The sequence below is a fragment of the Marinobacter shunpengi genome (assembly GCF_045449715.1).
GTDB lineage: Bacteria > Pseudomonadota > Gammaproteobacteria > Pseudomonadales > Oleiphilaceae > Marinobacter.
In genome coordinates, this window is the sequence record NZ_JBJJLA010000009.1 from 56616 (window position 1) to 71135 (window position 14520).

The window sequence follows — 14520 nt, forward strand, 5'->3', positions numbered from 1 at the left end:
GTCTGGTGCCTGGGCCGCAGTGGGGGACCTTTTTCCGCTGCAATTCACGGCCCGTCCATGGACCGACCTTGCACCGCGCCATCCCTGGCGCTGCTCCAAAAGGTCCCCCACCACGTCCCCGCCTAACCTGGCAGTTACCTCAATGAATCTCGATTACAGTCGCGGAATTTCTTTCACTACCGGTGGGTGAAGCGTCACAGAAACGCTCATTGCGGTCACCGACAAGCTCTGTGGGACTTGGGGTGGTGGTGCTTTCGTAGCAGCGCCAGGGATGGCGCGGTGCAAGGTCGGTACAGGACGTACCGTGAATTGCAGCGGAGAAAGTACCACCACCCCGAGGCCCCGCACCTCAACATGCAGGCTAGGGAGCCCCTCTCCCATGGTGATCTACTTCCTCTGCCAGGCCGTCAATTCAGCAATAGTATGTTGATACTTCCGGGCAGTTTCCCGGATCACAAAAGGGACATCCACCGGATCCCGCATCAGCTCAAAGTGGGGCGCCAGGATCTCCTTCATGCCATCAAGCACCGTGAACGGCTGACCATTGCGCTGGAAGCCACCAATCCACTTTGGCCGGGGGGTGAACTCCTCCAGCAGCGTGTACGGGGAACTGATCACCAGCACTCCCCTGTCGTTCAGCAACTGGTGTACACCGGACAGGAAAGTCCCGGGGTCCTGCAGGCGGTCGATCAGGTTGCCGGCGAAGACCAGATCAAAGCCACGGTACGACGGCCCCAGGTTACACGCATCCGCCACCTCGAAGGTGACCCGGTCCACATGCTTGGCCAGGTTGTGCCCCTCCAGGCTCGCCACCGCCGTATCGCCCAGCTCCCCCTGTGCCCGCAGGAAATACTCCATCTGTCCATGGGTCTTCAGGGTGTTGGCGGCATCGATAAATCGCTGTGACAGGTCCAGTGCCACCACCTCCTCAAAAATCCGGGCCATTTCGAAACTGGTGCGACCGACAGCGCAGCCCAAGTCCAGGGCGCGGTGCTTTTCCCGCCCCGCCATGACCTCCAGGCAGGTGTTGGCGCACCGGGCCGGATAGTTACCGACGCCAAAATGGCTGTCACCGTAATGGAAGGCCAGGTACTGCCCCAGCAATTCATCGGTTTCGTAGACATTCATGGGCAAACCCTCCGGGTTTCCCGGGTATCACACCGCACAGGTGCGGAACCCGGTGTAGACATCGTTGCGCTGGGGCAGATAGGCCTGTCGGTAAGTGCCACGGATCAGCATGGATGACGTGGCGCACCCTCCGCCCCGGGTGACCTTGTGGTCCCCAAACTGGAGGGTAGACATAAACGGATACATGTCCACCCGGAACCCGTCATAGGGCAGGAACTGGTCGCTGGTCCACTCCCAGGCGGTGCCGATCATTTGGCGACAGCCAAACGGGCTTTCGCCCGCCGGCAGGTCACTCACCGATTGCCGGCCCATCCCGGTGGCGTCCATATCCACCCTCTCCGGCGTGGGCGGCTCGTTGCCCCAGGGGAACCGGCGGAATGGTTCACCGGGGCGGTTACCCAGGGCGGCCACTTCCCATTCCGCCTCCGTGGGCAGGCGACGACCGGCCCAGTTGCACCAGGCTTCCGCCTCCCAATAGGAAATGTGGATGGCCGGGGCATGGGGGTCCAGGGGGCGCCAGTGGTCGAACAGACGCTGTTGCCACTGGCCATCGTGCCACCGCCAGTACAGCGGATGCCGGGGCGTTTGCATGACCGACCCGGACTCACCATGTACCAGCGCGTCCACTTCCGTCTGAAGCCACTTGCGACCGCCGAAGGACCAGAGTTCCGGGCGGCGGTAGCCACCGTCCTCCACGAAGGCCAGGAACTGGCCGTTGCTCACCGGGCTGCGGGAAATCCGGAAGGCATCCAGGGTCACGTCATGGCAGGGCTTTTCGCCGTCGAAGGCAAAGTCCTCACGGGCAAACATGTCCGACTCGCCGGGCATGCCGATGCGCCAGGTACCGGCGGGAACCTCCGCATCACCCAGGGGCTCATAACTGCCCGAAAGGCCGTCGGAGCGAGGATCCGTGACCGCCGGCGGGGCGGGATAACCCACGGTCTGCCGGCACCAGGTCATGGACTCGATGTGCATGTGCTGGTGGTAGATGGCATAGCGGTAGAGGTAGAGCGCCTGCTCATCCAGCGGCTGCTCCCGGATACGCCGGGCCATGCGGTCATAGATGGTGAGCATGTAGTCCCGGGTCTGCTCCCGACCGGGGAAGAGTTCCCGGCTCCAGCGGTCCCGGTGATCGATGTGGAAGGAATCCCACAGGTCGTCCATGGATGGGTCGTAGCTCGGGGTGCCATCCAGCAGGTTGAGAACAAAGACCTCGTAAAAGAAGGACGAATGCCCCATCTCCCACAGGGGCGGGTTTACGCCCGGATGGTAGGGCACCTGCAACTGATGTTCCGACAGGGTATCCACCAGCGCCAGGGTCCGGTCGCGGGTCTCGTACAGCCGTTGCAACAGCCAGTCTTTGTCGTACATACCTGACCTTTCAAAGGGAGCGTCATCGTATCTACCCAAAGACTACCACAGTGGATCAGCGCGGCAGGTAAATCAGGTCCGGTACGCCTGTATTCTATGCCCAGACCAGCAGGATCATTGGCACCGCGACAGCCACGACCAGCGCGGACAGGGGCAGCCCCAGACGCCAGTAGTCACCAAATGTGAAACCACCCGGCTCCATGACCAGGGCGTTGGACTGGTGACCGATGGGAGTCAGGAAGGCGCAAGAAGCCCCCACAGCAACCGCCATCAGGGTGGCATCCGAGGCGATGTCCAGTTGCCCCGAAAGGCTCAGGGCAATGGGGGCCACCAGGATGGCGGCGGCCGCATTGTTGACTACATTGGAGAGCAGCATGGTGCCCGTGATCAGCACCGCCAGCAGCACCGCCGGTGACAGCCCCTGCCCCATCGCCAGCAACTGGCCGGCAATCAGCCCGGCGCCGCCGGAGGACTCCAGGGCGCCGCCCACCGGTATCATGGCCCCGAGCAGCACAATGATGGACCAGTCTATGGCCTGGTAGGCCTCGGTCGTATTGAGAATGTTGACCAGAACCATCGCCACAGCCGCAGCAACCAGCGCTACGGGGGCGGAAAGCAGGCCGCCCAGTATCAGACCGATGGCCGCCAGAAAGATGCCGCCAGCAATCCAGATACGGCGCTGGGTACCAAACCGCAACCCCCGCTCGGCAAGGGGCAGGCAACCAATCTCCCGCAATGCACCATCAACGTCATCATCATGCCCCTGCACCAGCAGGATATCCCCGGCCCGCAGGGCCACCTGACCTACCCGTTTGTCGACACGGTGCCCCTGCCGCGCAACAGCAATGATATTCAGGCCATGGCGCTCGCGCAGGCGCAGCCGGTTGGCGGACTGGCCGATCAGGCCTGACTCGGTGGTGACCACCGCTTCGACAATGCGGGATTCACCCTCTTCCAGCGCCGCGTCCTCTGGAGTACTGCCAAGCTCCAGGCCGGCCTTGTCCACCACAGCCTGCAGGCTTTCGGTATCCGCCTGCACCAGCAGCAGGTCGCCGGCCTGCAGGACCTGGTAGGTGGATGGCGCCAGCTTGCGGCTGTCGTCGCGGATGAGCCCCAGCACGGCCAGGTCGGCGTCATCCCGGCTGTCCGTCAGCAGGTCATGGAGGGTGCGGCCCACATAGTCGGACGCTTCCGGAATCCGCAGTTCGGTGACATAGTCGCCGACGCTGAACAGCTTTTCGCCATCATCGGCCTCACCACGACGGGGTGTCAGCCGCCAGCCGACCAGGGCGATGAATACGACGCCGAGCAGGGTGATGGCGAATCCGACCGGAAAGAAGTCCAGCAGGCCGAAGTTGGCGCCACCCTCGCGATAAGAGGCAATAATAATGTTCGGCGGTGTGCCGATCAGGGTCATGGTGCCGCCCAGCAGCGATCCGAAAGCCAGGGGCATCAGCAGGTAGGACGGTGAACGCCCGGACTGCCGTGCCATCCAGATCGCCACTGGCATCAGCAGGGCCAGGGCCCCCACGTTATTGATAAAGCCTGAACACAGGGCCACGACAGCCGTCAGCGTGGCCACCTGCACCGCCGGGCGATCGCCTACCCGACCCAGAACCTGGGCAATACTGTCCACCACCCCCGCGTTCACCAGGCCCTGGCTGATCACCAGCACGGCGGCAACGGTAATCACCGCCGGGTGACCAAAGCCTGCAAACAGCTCATCCGTCGGCACCAGGCCTGCCACGGCAACCGCCAGCAGCGCCAGCATGGCCACCAGGTCGAAGCGGATCCGGTTCCAGACAAACAGGCCAAGCGTGGTAAGCAATACGGCGAAAACAATTCCCTGATCTGTTGTCAAAATCCGAGTTCCATCCTGAAGTGCCAGGTAAATGTTGCTGTAAACGATAAGGATGTCAAAAAACGTGCTCGACACCACGATTAATTTATGACGCTCAGTTAATTATATTGTCCACATCAATAAATCATGCGTCGACAACAACCAGCAAGGGAATGCCATGTCAGACCAACACGACAAGATCGTATTCGAGGGGCGCACCACCGACGGTGCGGATGGAGCCACGGCGCGGGCCAACGCCCAGTTGACTGTCCAGTTATTTTACACGCCGCTACCAACGTCATCTTCGTGACCAAGTTAACACATTAAATGAGAAGCAGTTCTCAGCAAGTGGCACGCAACCTGTTTGTCTCCGGCATTGACCCGATGCCCAGGCCACTCCCATCGGGTCAGACTCTGTCCGGTATCCACCAATAACAATTGCCACCGGACCTGGCATCACGGACCGAAGATCGCCAACCATGACAACAAGACGCGACCTGACCTGGCTGACCGCAGGTAACAACCGTGTCGTACCACCGGCCACACTGACCTCCCGGTGGCACGTGCATCAACTGGACTATACGGCCAGGCCCCCGCCTGGACTGCCGCAACGACATCACAGCCATGTCGGCATTATAGACCTGACCGGTTACCCGCAGGATACCGGTGCCCCCTTCCTCGAACGCTGGATCGCCCAGTCCGGCATGACGTTCTGGATTGGCATCCTGCCCGGAGCGCCGGCAGCCAATCCGCACTTGGGCTACCTGACGTCACTCCATTGCTCCGACTACCACACACTGCCCATGGACTGGGACCGGCTGGCCTTGGCAGTCGGGCATTTCTGGGGAATGGCCCAACTGCGGCAGGACATTCCACGGAGTTCCCACAACGACTACCAGCAGATTGCCCTGACCGGGGTATCGGAGGCCATACGCCAGATAACCGCACGACTCAAGAGCTTCGCCCGGACCTCGGAACCGGTGTTGATATACGGCGACAGCGGCACCGGCAAGGAAGCCGCAGCCCGCTTTGTACACGATCAATCGCCGGTCCGCCATGGACCACTGGTGATCGTCAATTGCGCTGCAATGCCCTCGTCACTGACCCAGAGCGAGCTGTTCGGTCATGAAAAAGGCGCCTTTACCAACGCCACGGAGCTCCGGGTTGGCCGTCTCGAAACGGCGGATGGAGGCAGCTTGCTGCTCCTCGGCATTGATGAGCTGTCCCTGCAACAACAGTCGTCACTGTTGCGGTTCCTCCAGGAGGGGATCGTGGAGCGGGTCGGGTCCAACAGGTCCAGGCAGGTCCGTGTCCGGATTATTGCCACCGCATCCACTGCCCTGCCGGACCTTGTGCACCAGGGCCGTTTCCGCATCGACGTGCTTTTCCGACTGGGGGAAATGTCGGTCAGGTTGCCGCGCTTGAAAGAGCGCCCGGAAGACATACCGCTACTGGCGGAGCAGTTACTGACACGCCTGCCGCCGAACCTGCCCTCGAAGCATCTCAGCCCTGCCGCCATACAGCAGCTGATGTCCCATTCCTGGCCGGGCAACCTGCGCGAGCTGCAGAACCGTCTGCGCCAGGCCCTGCTGCTCAGCGGGAATTCACGGATAGAACCCATGGACCTGGCGCTTCATGACGTCGCGGACGATGTCCATGACCAGCACGATCTCAGCCTGGCCCGGTTCCGGGAACGGGCGGAACGGCAGGCCCTCCATTGCAGCCTGGCCCTGACGCGCCAGAACGTTTCCGCGGCAGCACGGCTGCTGCGGATTTCCCGGGCGTCCTTCTATCGCCTGATCGACAAGTACCAGGTGTCAGTGTCGGACACCATCCACACACCCAGCACTACCGGACGTTACAGTCGTCGGTAAGGAATCGTCATGTATACGCTGAAACAGGTGTCTCTGTTCATGACCCTGGGCCTGCTGCCCGCCACGGCCCTGTGCCAGGAGGAACCGCAGGAAACCACCGTGGGCGAGGATGCACGTCGGGTTGCCGCCGAGCAGGCCTCCGACGTTGCCTCCATCACCTACGACCGGGGCATTGTCACCTCACCGGGCCGGGTGACCCTGGAACCGTCGTTGTCCTACGCCCACAGCAACTCCACCGTGGTGGCCGTCGAGGGTTACACGGTGATACCCGCGCTATTGGTGGGGCTGATCAACATCTCGGAAGTACAGCGGGATATCCTGACCGGAGCAGTGTCCATGAAATATGGTTTCACCAGCCGGTTCGAGGCGGGCGTGCGGGTCCCCTACCTGATCATCAACGAGGATCTGCGGCAGCGGGAGGTCTTCGAGGGCACACCTCTGGATACGGTCCGGGAATCCTCTGGCGAAGGGCTGGGGGACGTCGAGGTTTCCGCCCGCTACCAACTCAACGACGGCCTGGATGGCTGGCCCTATATCATCGGCAGCCTGCGGGTCAAAGCGCCAACGGGCGAAGGCCCCTATGACGTTCCCCAACGGATTGTCCGCGACAGCGATGGCAACCCGATCGGGGTGGAGCTCAGGGAACGCCCCACCGGCTCGGGGTTCTGGTCCGTGGAGCCGGGGTTTTCATTTATCTATCCCACCGACCCGGCCGTCCTGTTCGGCAACCTGAGCTATGTCTGGACCATGGAGGAGGACGAGGGGCTGGCAAACGGCGGCACCGTCGACCCGGGGGACGTGATCCGCTTCGGCTTCGGCATGGGGTTCGCCTTCAACGAGCGCACCTCCTTCAGCCTGGGATACGACCACTCCGTTATCGGGCATGCCGACTATGAAGTGGACAACAGCCTGCTGGATGCCCGTTTTGACCGGGTCCACGTGGGGTCATTGACGTTCGGGCTGTCCCAGCGACTGACCACGGACACCACCCTGAGCACGACGGTCAGCGTTGGGGTCACGGAAAATGCGCCCAACGCCGAGATCACCCTGCGCCTGCCCATCAACCTCTGAGGCGCGTCGAGGTGACAGAGCCACTGAGAGTCTTGAGAGCAAGGCGGGGTGGCGAAAGTTTGGCGGTCCAAATCGAGCCGGCGCAACGCGGCTATCAAGGCTCTCAGCGGCTCAGGAAGTGGTTCAGGTGATCCCCCAGGTGCTGGGGCACCCTGTACCTGGCACCCAGGTTGTTCAGTTCGATATTGAGCTGGTGGATATTCTGGATCACCGTGGCATTGAGATTGTTCTGAATGATGGTGGTCCAGCCATCCGTGCCGCTGCCAAGGTTGGTGGCCACCCGTGAACCGCCGGACGAGTCAGGTTGCAGGACCTGCACCACTGTTTCCATGGTGTGATCCACGGCCTCCCCCCGCACCCGCTGGTTCAGGTTGGGAATGGTCAGCCGGTTGACGATCATCTCCTGGCCATCAATCGATACAATCTGGTCCAGCCCGATGGCAATCTCCAGACCGTCCTGGAGAAATCCGCCGCGAAGCCGGTCCAGTTCTTCATCCGCCAGGGGTACCCCGAACAGGGCAGCTTCCTCCGGCACCGGGTCTGCGGACCAGACCGGAGCGGGCAGCACCACGCCGGCAACCAGCAGCCAGCACCATTGTTTCAGGTCCATGGTCACCACTCCCTCGATGAAGGCCAGTAAGGCAATGTGTGGGCACCGGGCAGCTCCCGGAACCCCCGTTCCACCGGCGCCCGGGCCAGATCCGGCCAGTCGCCGTCACCCAGGAACGAGGCCCGCCCCTGTTGCAGGTGACTGCGGATCACAAAAGCCGTGCCGTCCCAGTACTCGTCAAACTGCTGTCGGCTGTAGGCCTTGAGCCCCCTCGCCGGATCACCCACCAGCACTTCCCGGTCACTGATCCCCTTGATCACCACGAAATGACGGAAGCCATGGACATTGAGCAATACGATGACCGGCAGCCGCACCTGTTCCCTCAGGTCCGCCAGGGGCATGCGAAAGCCGTCCGCCAGGAAACCCTCCATCTCCAGGTAACGCTTCATGTCCAGCATGGAGAACCCCTCGCGACGCACCTTCTCCTCGTCCGCAACGGCGAACATGGAATTGAACACCTCCTGCTCGGACACCGGATGGCCGTAATGGTGGGATAACAGGGAGGCCACGGCCGCAGACCCGCAACTGAAGTCATACTGCTGGCGTATCACCTGATGGAAGCGTTTTTCCTGGTAGCTCTCCACCGGAATGGAGAGATCCCCGCCAATGCCAGGCACGGTCACCGAACCCGCCTGGACCTGGGACCAGGGCAGGCTGCACATCATGACGGCTACCAGCGCTGCCAACCTGCCCATGCCCCACCTCCCGCTACTGATTGATGAGTATGTTGATCTGGGTGCTGTCCTGGATCACCACCTGGTTACCGGTGTTCTGAATCACCGTGGCAATCCCGCTCATCTGCCCGAACGCCTGATCGGACAGGTGGTTGTCACCGGTAACCACATCGCCTGTCAGCACATTTTCGGCAACGGTACCGTTCTGCTCGGTATTATTCGTCTGCCACTGCATGGACACGCCCTGGCGTCCGCTCTCGCCGGCCAGTTGGTCATCCGTGAGTGCGGAGGCGTTCATCCACGGCTCGTCCGCCAGTGCCAGCGGCAGTCCGGTCAGCAGAAACAGCGAGACCGCGACCTGCGGAATCCGACTGATGATTTTACCCATGGCGGTTCTCCTGAAACGGGGCCACCACGTCAGCAGCGGCCCCCCTCTTCCCTAGTTGCCGGTGGACAGGTTCGACATGACGCTGACGTTAGCCTGGGTCACGCTTCCTGTGCCGACGTTCTGGGCAAAGGCACCGACACCGGTGAAGTTGGCAGAACCACCAGAGATCTCATTATTGTTGCTGACACTGGTGTAAGACCCGCCACCGTTAGCATTGCCATAGGTGGTGGTAACACCGGATACACTGCCGTCCAGCTCTGCATTGTTCAGGAACGCGCTGACACTCAGGTTCAGCGTGTTAGTGCTGCTGTCAGAGTTGTAGGAATCAGTGGCGTTGGCGGAATTGTCCGAACTGTCGCTGTTGCCACTGTCAGTAATATTGAAGGAATCACTGACATTGGTGCTGTTGTCGGAACTGTCGGAGTTATCCGAATTGTCAGAGTTGTCCGAGTTGTCGTTTCCGCTATCGGCGACTTTGAATGAATCGCTGACATTGGTGCTGTTGTCGGAATTGTCCGAATTATCGGAGTTATCGGAATTATCGGAGTTGTCCGAATTATCCGACATGTCATTGCCACTGTCCGCGATCTTGAACGAGTCAGTGACGTCAGTGCTGCTGTCCGAATTGTCCGAGTTGTCGGAATTGTCGGAGTTATCCGACATGTCATTGCCACTGTCGGCGATCTTGAACGAATCGGCGACATCGGTACTGCTGTCGGAATTATCCGAGTTGTTCGAGTTGTCAGTGGAATTGTCATTACCGGAGTCGGTATTGCCGGAATAGCCGTTATTGGCGGTGGATGTGTCATCCGCGTTGGTGTTTGGATCTCCGTCGCCTCCCTGGTCTCCATAGGCAAAACCGGAAACTCCCAGTCCCAGGGCAATGGCCACGGCCAACAAGCTCTTCTTGGTATTCATGATATCGATCCCTCTACACAGTTGGTTGTTACCTGCTTGGGGCCTCTGACACCGGGGCGCTTACCAATACACCACACACCAGGCCCTCAGTCGTGGTAGAGCGATTTCTGTGCCAGATCCGGGAACGGAGAATAATGGCTTGTTTTATCGACGAATTTTCCCATTGGGCGGGGAGATCGTTGGAAACCTGCCGGCCATTCTGTTTCATCCCTGAAACAGGTTTTTGCGCCAGAAAGCGCCAAAGAACCGTTTCCCAAGACAATTCATAAACCTGACACAGGACAGGCACTGTAAAGAATCTATACATGGGGCCCTGTCAGGCGCCCCCGGCACCGGCCGCGGCTCCGCATTCAGACAAAAACCAGGGAACATCAGGAAAGTGTGCAACCCATCACAGGATAAGAATAAATATGGGTTAACATGGACAAGCTGTAATGGTTCCGATGAGCCATTGTGTTGCCAACCTGCCAGCAAGGGAATGCCATGTCAGATCAACAGTACAAGATCGTATTCGAGGGGCACACTGCCGACGGTGTGGAGGAAGCCACGGCGAGGGCCAACGTCCAGTCCCTGTTCCGGATCCCCGAGGCCCGGATCAATCAGTTGTTCAGCGGCCAGCCGGTGGTCATGAAATCCGGTATCAACCGGGTCCAGGCCGAGAAATATGTCAGCCGCCTGCGTGAGGCCGGTGTCATCGCCGAAATGATTCCCATGACCACCAGGGCGCCAGTGTCCTCCGGCCAGCCGCCCAGGCCGCCGGTCAACCGGGCAGACCAGGCCTCCGAGCCGGACGGCACGGAAATCCATACCTCCGGTTTCCGCTTCCATGGCACGGGCAAGGAATACTTCGGCATCTGGATCGTCAACATCCTGCTGACCGTGGTGACCCTGGGTATCTATTCCGCCTGGGCAAAGGTCCGCAACAACCAGTATTTCTACGGCAACACCGAACTGGAGGGAGCCAGCTTCCAGTACCTGGCGAGTCCCATCGCCATCCTCAAGGGGCGGATCGTCGCCTTTGTCGCCCTGGTGATCTACACCCTCATCACGGAACTGTTCCCGATTGCCGGCCTGCTGCTGGTCCTGCTACTGCTGATTGCCATGCCCTGGATGGTGGTGCGGGGCCTCAAGTTCCACGCCATCAACAGCGCCTACCGCAACATCCGGTTCGATTTCCAGGGCACCTACGGACAGGCCTTCATGGTGCTGTTCGTGTGGCCGGTACTGACGCTGTTCACCCTTGGCCTGCTGGCGCCCATGGCGGCCCGCCGGATGCACAAGTTCATGGTGGAGAACGCCCGCTACGGTACCGCGGCCTTTAGCTGGACCGGCACCGACGGCACCTACTACCGCTTCTTCGGCAAGGCGCTGCTGCTGATTCTCGCGTTCGGGGTCGGCGCCGCCGTCGCCGGTGGCGTCATCCACCCGATCCTTACCTTCCTGGTAATGACGGCCGGCTACCTGGCACTGTTCGGTTACTTCCAGGCGGGCATGACCAACCTGCTGATGAACCACGCCGAACTGCAGTCCCACGGTTTCGGTTCAGAACTGGCACCCGGCCGGATGGTCTGGCTGATCGTCAGCAACAGCATCCTGACCGCCCTGACCCTGGGCCTGTTCATCCCCTGGGCCAAGGTCCGCCTCGCCAGCTACCGGGCCTCCCAGACCCATATGGCGATCCACGGCAACCTGGACAACTTCGTCGCCGCCGAAGCGCAACACACCAATGCCCTGGGCGATGAGATGGGAGAGGCTTTCGATGTCGGAAGCTTCCTCCCGGTCTGAGGTGGTTGAGGGACGTCTTTATACCGGCACCTCCTCCCAGGGCTTCCCGGCCCGCCTGATCCGTCAGGCGGACCGGCTCGCCCTGGAGAGCGACACGACCTCCCAGGACCTTGAGTGGTACGAGATCCGTATCGCCCCCCGGGTCGGCAATGCCCCCCGCTATGTCTATCTCCCCGACAACCAGGTCTTCGAGACCCCGGACAATGACGGGGTCGACGCCATTGCCGGGCACTTCCACCAGGGGCTGGTGGCACGGCTGGTGCACCGGCTGGAAAACCACATCGGGCTGATCCTGTTTGCAACGGCGGTCACGGTCCTGCTGACCATCCTGACCTTTACCCATGGCATCCCCCTGGCCGCCCGCACCGTCGCGCTGACCCTGCCACCGTCGACCGTGACGGCCCTGTCAGACGGCACCATGGCGCAACTGGACGAATTTGCCCTGGAACCATCCACCCTGCCCGAGGAGCGACAGCAGGCGCTTCGTGAGGCCTTTCAACCCATAATGGCCACCGAGCCGGATTATCAATTCACCATCCTGTTTCGTGACGGCTTCGGCGCCAATGCCTTTGCGCTGCCGGACGGCACCCTGGTATTCACGGACGGTATCGTCGAGCTGGCCGAGAGCGATCAGGAGTTGATCACCGTGCTGGCCCACGAAATGGGCCATGTGGTCCACCGGCACGGCATGCAGCGCATCGTGCAAAGCTCCCTCAGCGCCTGGATCATGGTCCTGATGACCGGCGACCTGTCGGCCGTCTCCGACGCCTCCGTGGGCCTGCCCGCCGTGATGATGAACCTGGCCTACTCCCGGGATATGGAACGGGAGGCTGACGACTACGCCCTGCAGGTCATCCGGGAAAACGACCTGGACCCGATGGACTTCGTGAATCTGATGACCCGGCTGGATAATCCGTTCCGGGAGTCCGATTCCCTCGCCGGGGTTGACGAGCCCACCGACGAAGACAGCGGTGGCCTGGGACAACATCTGGAAGGCCTGTTCTCCACCCACCCGCTGACCTCGGAACGGATTGAGCGATTCCGTAACGCTGCACAGCCGTGATAACCGATTCCTTCGACCCGTTCCCGTGCTCAGGAATACTATTCTGCGACATCACAGCCCTCCCGATTGGCGAGCTCGCCTTTAACGACGTCACCCATGCGGACACAAAAAAAGCCGGAGGACTGAATCCCCCGGCTTTTCCGGTTGGCAGTCACCGCCCCGTGGGGAGGTGCTGCCGGACGCCTGAACCGTCGGCTTAGCCGAACTGGTTCATGGTGTTGTCCTTACCACCGGCCTTCAGGGCCGCGTCACCTGCGAAGAACTCTTTGTGGTCATCGCCGATGTTGGAACCGGCCATATCCTGGTGCTTCACGGTAGCGATACCCTGACGGATTTCCTTACGCTGTACGCCAGCAACGTAGGCCAGCATGCCTTCGTCGCCGAAGTAGCCCTTGGCCAGGTTGTCGGTGGACAGGGCCGCGGTGTGGTAAGTCGGCAGGGTGATCAGGTGGTGGAAGATACCCGCTTCGCGAGCACCGTCGCGCTGGAAGTTCTGACACCACTCGTCGGCCAGCTGGGCCAGCTCGGTGCTGTCATACTCTTCGCTCATCAGCTTGTCGCGGTCGTAGGCGGATACGTCCTTGCCTTCTTCCTTCCAGGCATCGAATACCTGCTGACGGAAGTTCAGGGTCCAGTTGAAGGACGGGCTGTTGTTGTAGACCAGCTTGGCATCGGGCACCACTTCGCGGATGCGGTTAACCATGCTGGCGATCTGGCCAACGTGGGGCTTCTCGGTTTCGATCCACAGCAGGTCAGCACCGTTCTGCAGGCTGGTGATACAGTCCAGCACAACGCGGTCTTCGCCGGTACCCGGGCGGAACTGGAACAGACCGGAAGGCAGACGCTTGGGCTTCATCAGCTTGCCGTCGGACTTGATCACAACGTCACCGTTGTTGATCTCGGAAGCGTCTTCGATGTAGTCGCCGTCGAGGAAGCTGTTGTACTGGTCACCCAGGTCGCCCGGCTCGTCAGTAACGGCCAGCTTCTGGGTCAGGCCGGCACCCAGGGAATCGGTACGGGCAACGATAACACCGTCATCCACACCCAGCTCCAGGAACGCCAGACGAACGGCGTTGATCTTGGACAGGAAGTCGGCGTGGGGAACGGTGACCTTGCCGTCCTGGTGGCCACACTGCTTCTCGTCGGAGACCTGGTTCTCGATCTGGATGCAGCAGGCACCGGCTTCGATCATCTTCTTGGCCAGCAGGTAGGTCGCTTCGGCGTTACCAAAACCGGCATCGATGTCGGCGATGATGGGTACCACGTGGGTTTCGTGGTTGTCGATCTGCTTGATCAGTTCTTCAGCCTTGGCGGTGTCGCCGGCGTTCTCGGCTTCTTCCAGGGCACGGAACAGGTGGTTCAGTTCCCAGGCGTCAGCCTGACGCAGGAAGGTGTACAGCTCTTCGATCAGGCCGGACACGGCAGTCTTCTCGTGCATGGACTGGTCCGGCAGCGGGCCGAACTCGGAGCGCAGGGCGGCAACCATCCAGCCGGACAGGTACAGGTAGCGACGCTTGGTGGAACCGAAGTGCTTCTTGATGGACAGCATCTTCTGCTGACCGATGAAACCGTGCCAGCAGCCCAGGGACTGGGTGTACTGGGAGGTGTCCTTGTCGTAGTTCGCCATGTCCTCGCGCATGATCTTGGCGGTGTACTTGGCGATGTCCAGGCCAGTCTTGAACTTGTTCTGGGCACGCATGCGGGCGGCGTGCTTCGGATTGATAGCGTTCCAGGTCGGGTTCTGCTTCAGGATGGAAGCAATCTGGTCAACGTCTTGTGCGTAAGGCATGGTCTCAGT

At 61.1% G+C, this 14520-nt stretch carries 13 protein-coding genes; 5 read left to right on the forward strand and 8 right to left on the reverse strand.

What is annotated here, in order from left to right:
• Positions 1 to 387: 387 nt before the first annotated feature.
• The 3 genes from ACJO3T_RS03295 to ACJO3T_RS03305 all read right to left on the reverse strand — a co-directional run bounded on the left by ACJO3T_RS03295 (position 388) and on the right by ACJO3T_RS03305 (position 4360).
• A complete protein-coding gene (locus tag ACJO3T_RS03295; RefSeq protein ID WP_406966121.1) occupies positions 388 to 1128 on the reverse strand; it encodes a putative 4-mercaptohistidine N1-methyltransferase in 741 nt (246 codons plus the stop codon).
• Positions 1129 to 1155: 27 nt separating this feature from the next.
• Positions 1156 to 2499 carry a selenoneine synthase SenA gene (gene senA, locus ACJO3T_RS03300; protein ID WP_406977754.1) on the reverse strand — a complete coding sequence of 448 codons (1344 nt, stop codon included), beginning with the start codon at positions 2497 to 2499 and terminating at the stop codon, positions 1156 to 1158.
• A gap of 94 nt (positions 2500 to 2593) precedes the next feature.
• Positions 2594 to 4360 carry an SLC13 family permease gene (locus ACJO3T_RS03305; protein WP_406966119.1) on the reverse strand — a complete coding sequence of 589 codons (1767 nt, stop codon included), beginning with the start codon at positions 4358 to 4360 and terminating at the stop codon, positions 2594 to 2596.
• 157 nt (positions 4361 to 4517) lie between these two features.
• Between ACJO3T_RS03305 and ACJO3T_RS03310 the strand changes: the two genes are divergently transcribed.
• From ACJO3T_RS03310 to ACJO3T_RS03320, 3 genes are all read left to right on the forward strand, one after another.
• Positions 4518 to 4649, forward strand: a complete 132-nt coding sequence (locus tag ACJO3T_RS03310; protein ID WP_406977755.1) for a hypothetical protein — start codon at positions 4518 to 4520, stop codon at positions 4647 to 4649.
• Positions 4650 to 4818: 169 nt separating this feature from the next.
• The gene (locus tag ACJO3T_RS03315; protein ID WP_406966117.1) at positions 4819 to 6213 is read left to right on the forward strand and encodes a sigma-54-dependent transcriptional regulator; all 1395 of its coding nucleotides are present in this window, start codon (positions 4819 to 4821) and stop codon (positions 6211 to 6213) included.
• Positions 6214 to 6222: 9 nt separating this feature from the next.
• Positions 6223 to 7284, forward strand: a complete 1062-nt coding sequence (locus tag ACJO3T_RS03320; protein ID WP_406977756.1) for a transporter — start codon at positions 6223 to 6225, stop codon at positions 7282 to 7284.
• Positions 7285 to 7387: 103 nt separating this feature from the next.
• On the opposite strand, the gene ACJO3T_RS03325 is transcribed toward ACJO3T_RS03320, so the two are convergent.
• From ACJO3T_RS03325 to ACJO3T_RS03340, 4 genes are read right to left on the reverse strand one after another with little or no spacing between them, the layout of a single operon-like run.
• Entirely contained in the window at positions 7388 to 7894 is a 507-nt protein-coding gene (locus tag ACJO3T_RS03325; protein WP_406966115.1) for a hypothetical protein, read from the reverse strand.
• A 2-nt stretch (positions 7895 to 7896) separates the two neighbouring features.
• Complete coding sequence (locus ACJO3T_RS03330; protein WP_406966114.1) at positions 7897 to 8589, reverse strand: C39 family peptidase; 693 nt, start codon at positions 8587 to 8589, stop codon at positions 7897 to 7899.
• Positions 8590 to 8602: 13 nt separating this feature from the next.
• Entirely contained in the window at positions 8603 to 8956 is a 354-nt protein-coding gene (locus ACJO3T_RS03335; RefSeq protein WP_406977757.1) for a hypothetical protein, read from the reverse strand.
• 51 nt (positions 8957 to 9007) lie between these two features.
• On the reverse strand, positions 9008 to 9874 hold the full coding sequence (locus ACJO3T_RS03340) for a dentin sialophosphoprotein (protein ID WP_406977758.1): 867 nt from the start codon (positions 9872 to 9874) through the stop codon (positions 9008 to 9010).
• Positions 9875 to 10357: 483 nt separating this feature from the next.
• Here ACJO3T_RS03340 and ACJO3T_RS03345 point away from each other — a divergent pair, with 483 nt between their 5' ends.
• Positions 10358 to 11659, forward strand: a complete 1302-nt coding sequence (locus ACJO3T_RS03345) for a YjgN family protein (RefSeq protein ID WP_406977759.1) — start codon at positions 10358 to 10360, stop codon at positions 11657 to 11659.
• Positions 11634 to 12722, forward strand: a complete 1089-nt coding sequence (locus tag ACJO3T_RS03350) for a M48 family metallopeptidase (RefSeq protein WP_406966110.1) — start codon at positions 11634 to 11636, stop codon at positions 12720 to 12722. The genes ACJO3T_RS03345 and ACJO3T_RS03350 overlap by 26 nt, the downstream gene beginning before the upstream one ends.
• Positions 12723 to 12918: 196 nt before the next feature.
• On the opposite strand, the gene ACJO3T_RS03355 is transcribed toward ACJO3T_RS03350, so the two are convergent.
• Positions 12919 to 14511, reverse strand: a complete 1593-nt coding sequence (locus tag ACJO3T_RS03355) for an isocitrate lyase (RefSeq protein WP_406977761.1) — start codon at positions 14509 to 14511, stop codon at positions 12919 to 12921.
• Positions 14512 to 14520: the final 9 nt, after the last annotated feature.

Coding starts and splice junctions, on each gene's coding strand:
- ACJO3T_RS03295 (WP_406966121.1), bottom strand. CDS start 1,128: ATGAATGTCTACGAAACCGATGAATTGCTGGGGCAGTACCTGGCCTTC.
- senA (WP_406977754.1), bottom strand. CDS start 2,499: ATGTACGACAAAGACTGGCTGTTGCAACGGCTGTACGAGACCCGCGAC.
- ACJO3T_RS03310 (WP_406977755.1), top strand. CDS start 4,518: ATGTCAGACCAACACGACAAGATCGTATTCGAGGGGCGCACCACCGAC.
- ACJO3T_RS03315 (WP_406966117.1), top strand. CDS start 4,819: ATGACAACAAGACGCGACCTGACCTGGCTGACCGCAGGTAACAACCGT.
- ACJO3T_RS03320 (WP_406977756.1), top strand. CDS start 6,223: ATGTATACGCTGAAACAGGTGTCTCTGTTCATGACCCTGGGCCTGCTG.
- ACJO3T_RS03325 (WP_406966115.1), bottom strand. CDS start 7,894: ATGGACCTGAAACAATGGTGCTGGCTGCTGGTTGCCGGCGTGGTGCTG.
- ACJO3T_RS03330 (WP_406966114.1), bottom strand. CDS start 8,589: ATGGGCAGGTTGGCAGCGCTGGTAGCCGTCATGATGTGCAGCCTGCCC.
- ACJO3T_RS03335 (WP_406977757.1), bottom strand. CDS start 8,956: ATGGGTAAAATCATCAGTCGGATTCCGCAGGTCGCGGTCTCGCTGTTT.
- ACJO3T_RS03340 (WP_406977758.1), bottom strand. CDS start 9,874: ATGAATACCAAGAAGAGCTTGTTGGCCGTGGCCATTGCCCTGGGACTG.
- ACJO3T_RS03345 (WP_406977759.1), top strand. CDS start 10,358: ATGTCAGATCAACAGTACAAGATCGTATTCGAGGGGCACACTGCCGAC.
- ACJO3T_RS03350 (WP_406966110.1), top strand. CDS start 11,634: ATGTCGGAAGCTTCCTCCCGGTCTGAGGTGGTTGAGGGACGTCTTTAT.
- ACJO3T_RS03355 (WP_406977761.1), bottom strand. CDS start 14,511: ATGCCTTACGCACAAGACGTTGACCAGATTGCTTCCATCCTGAAGCAG.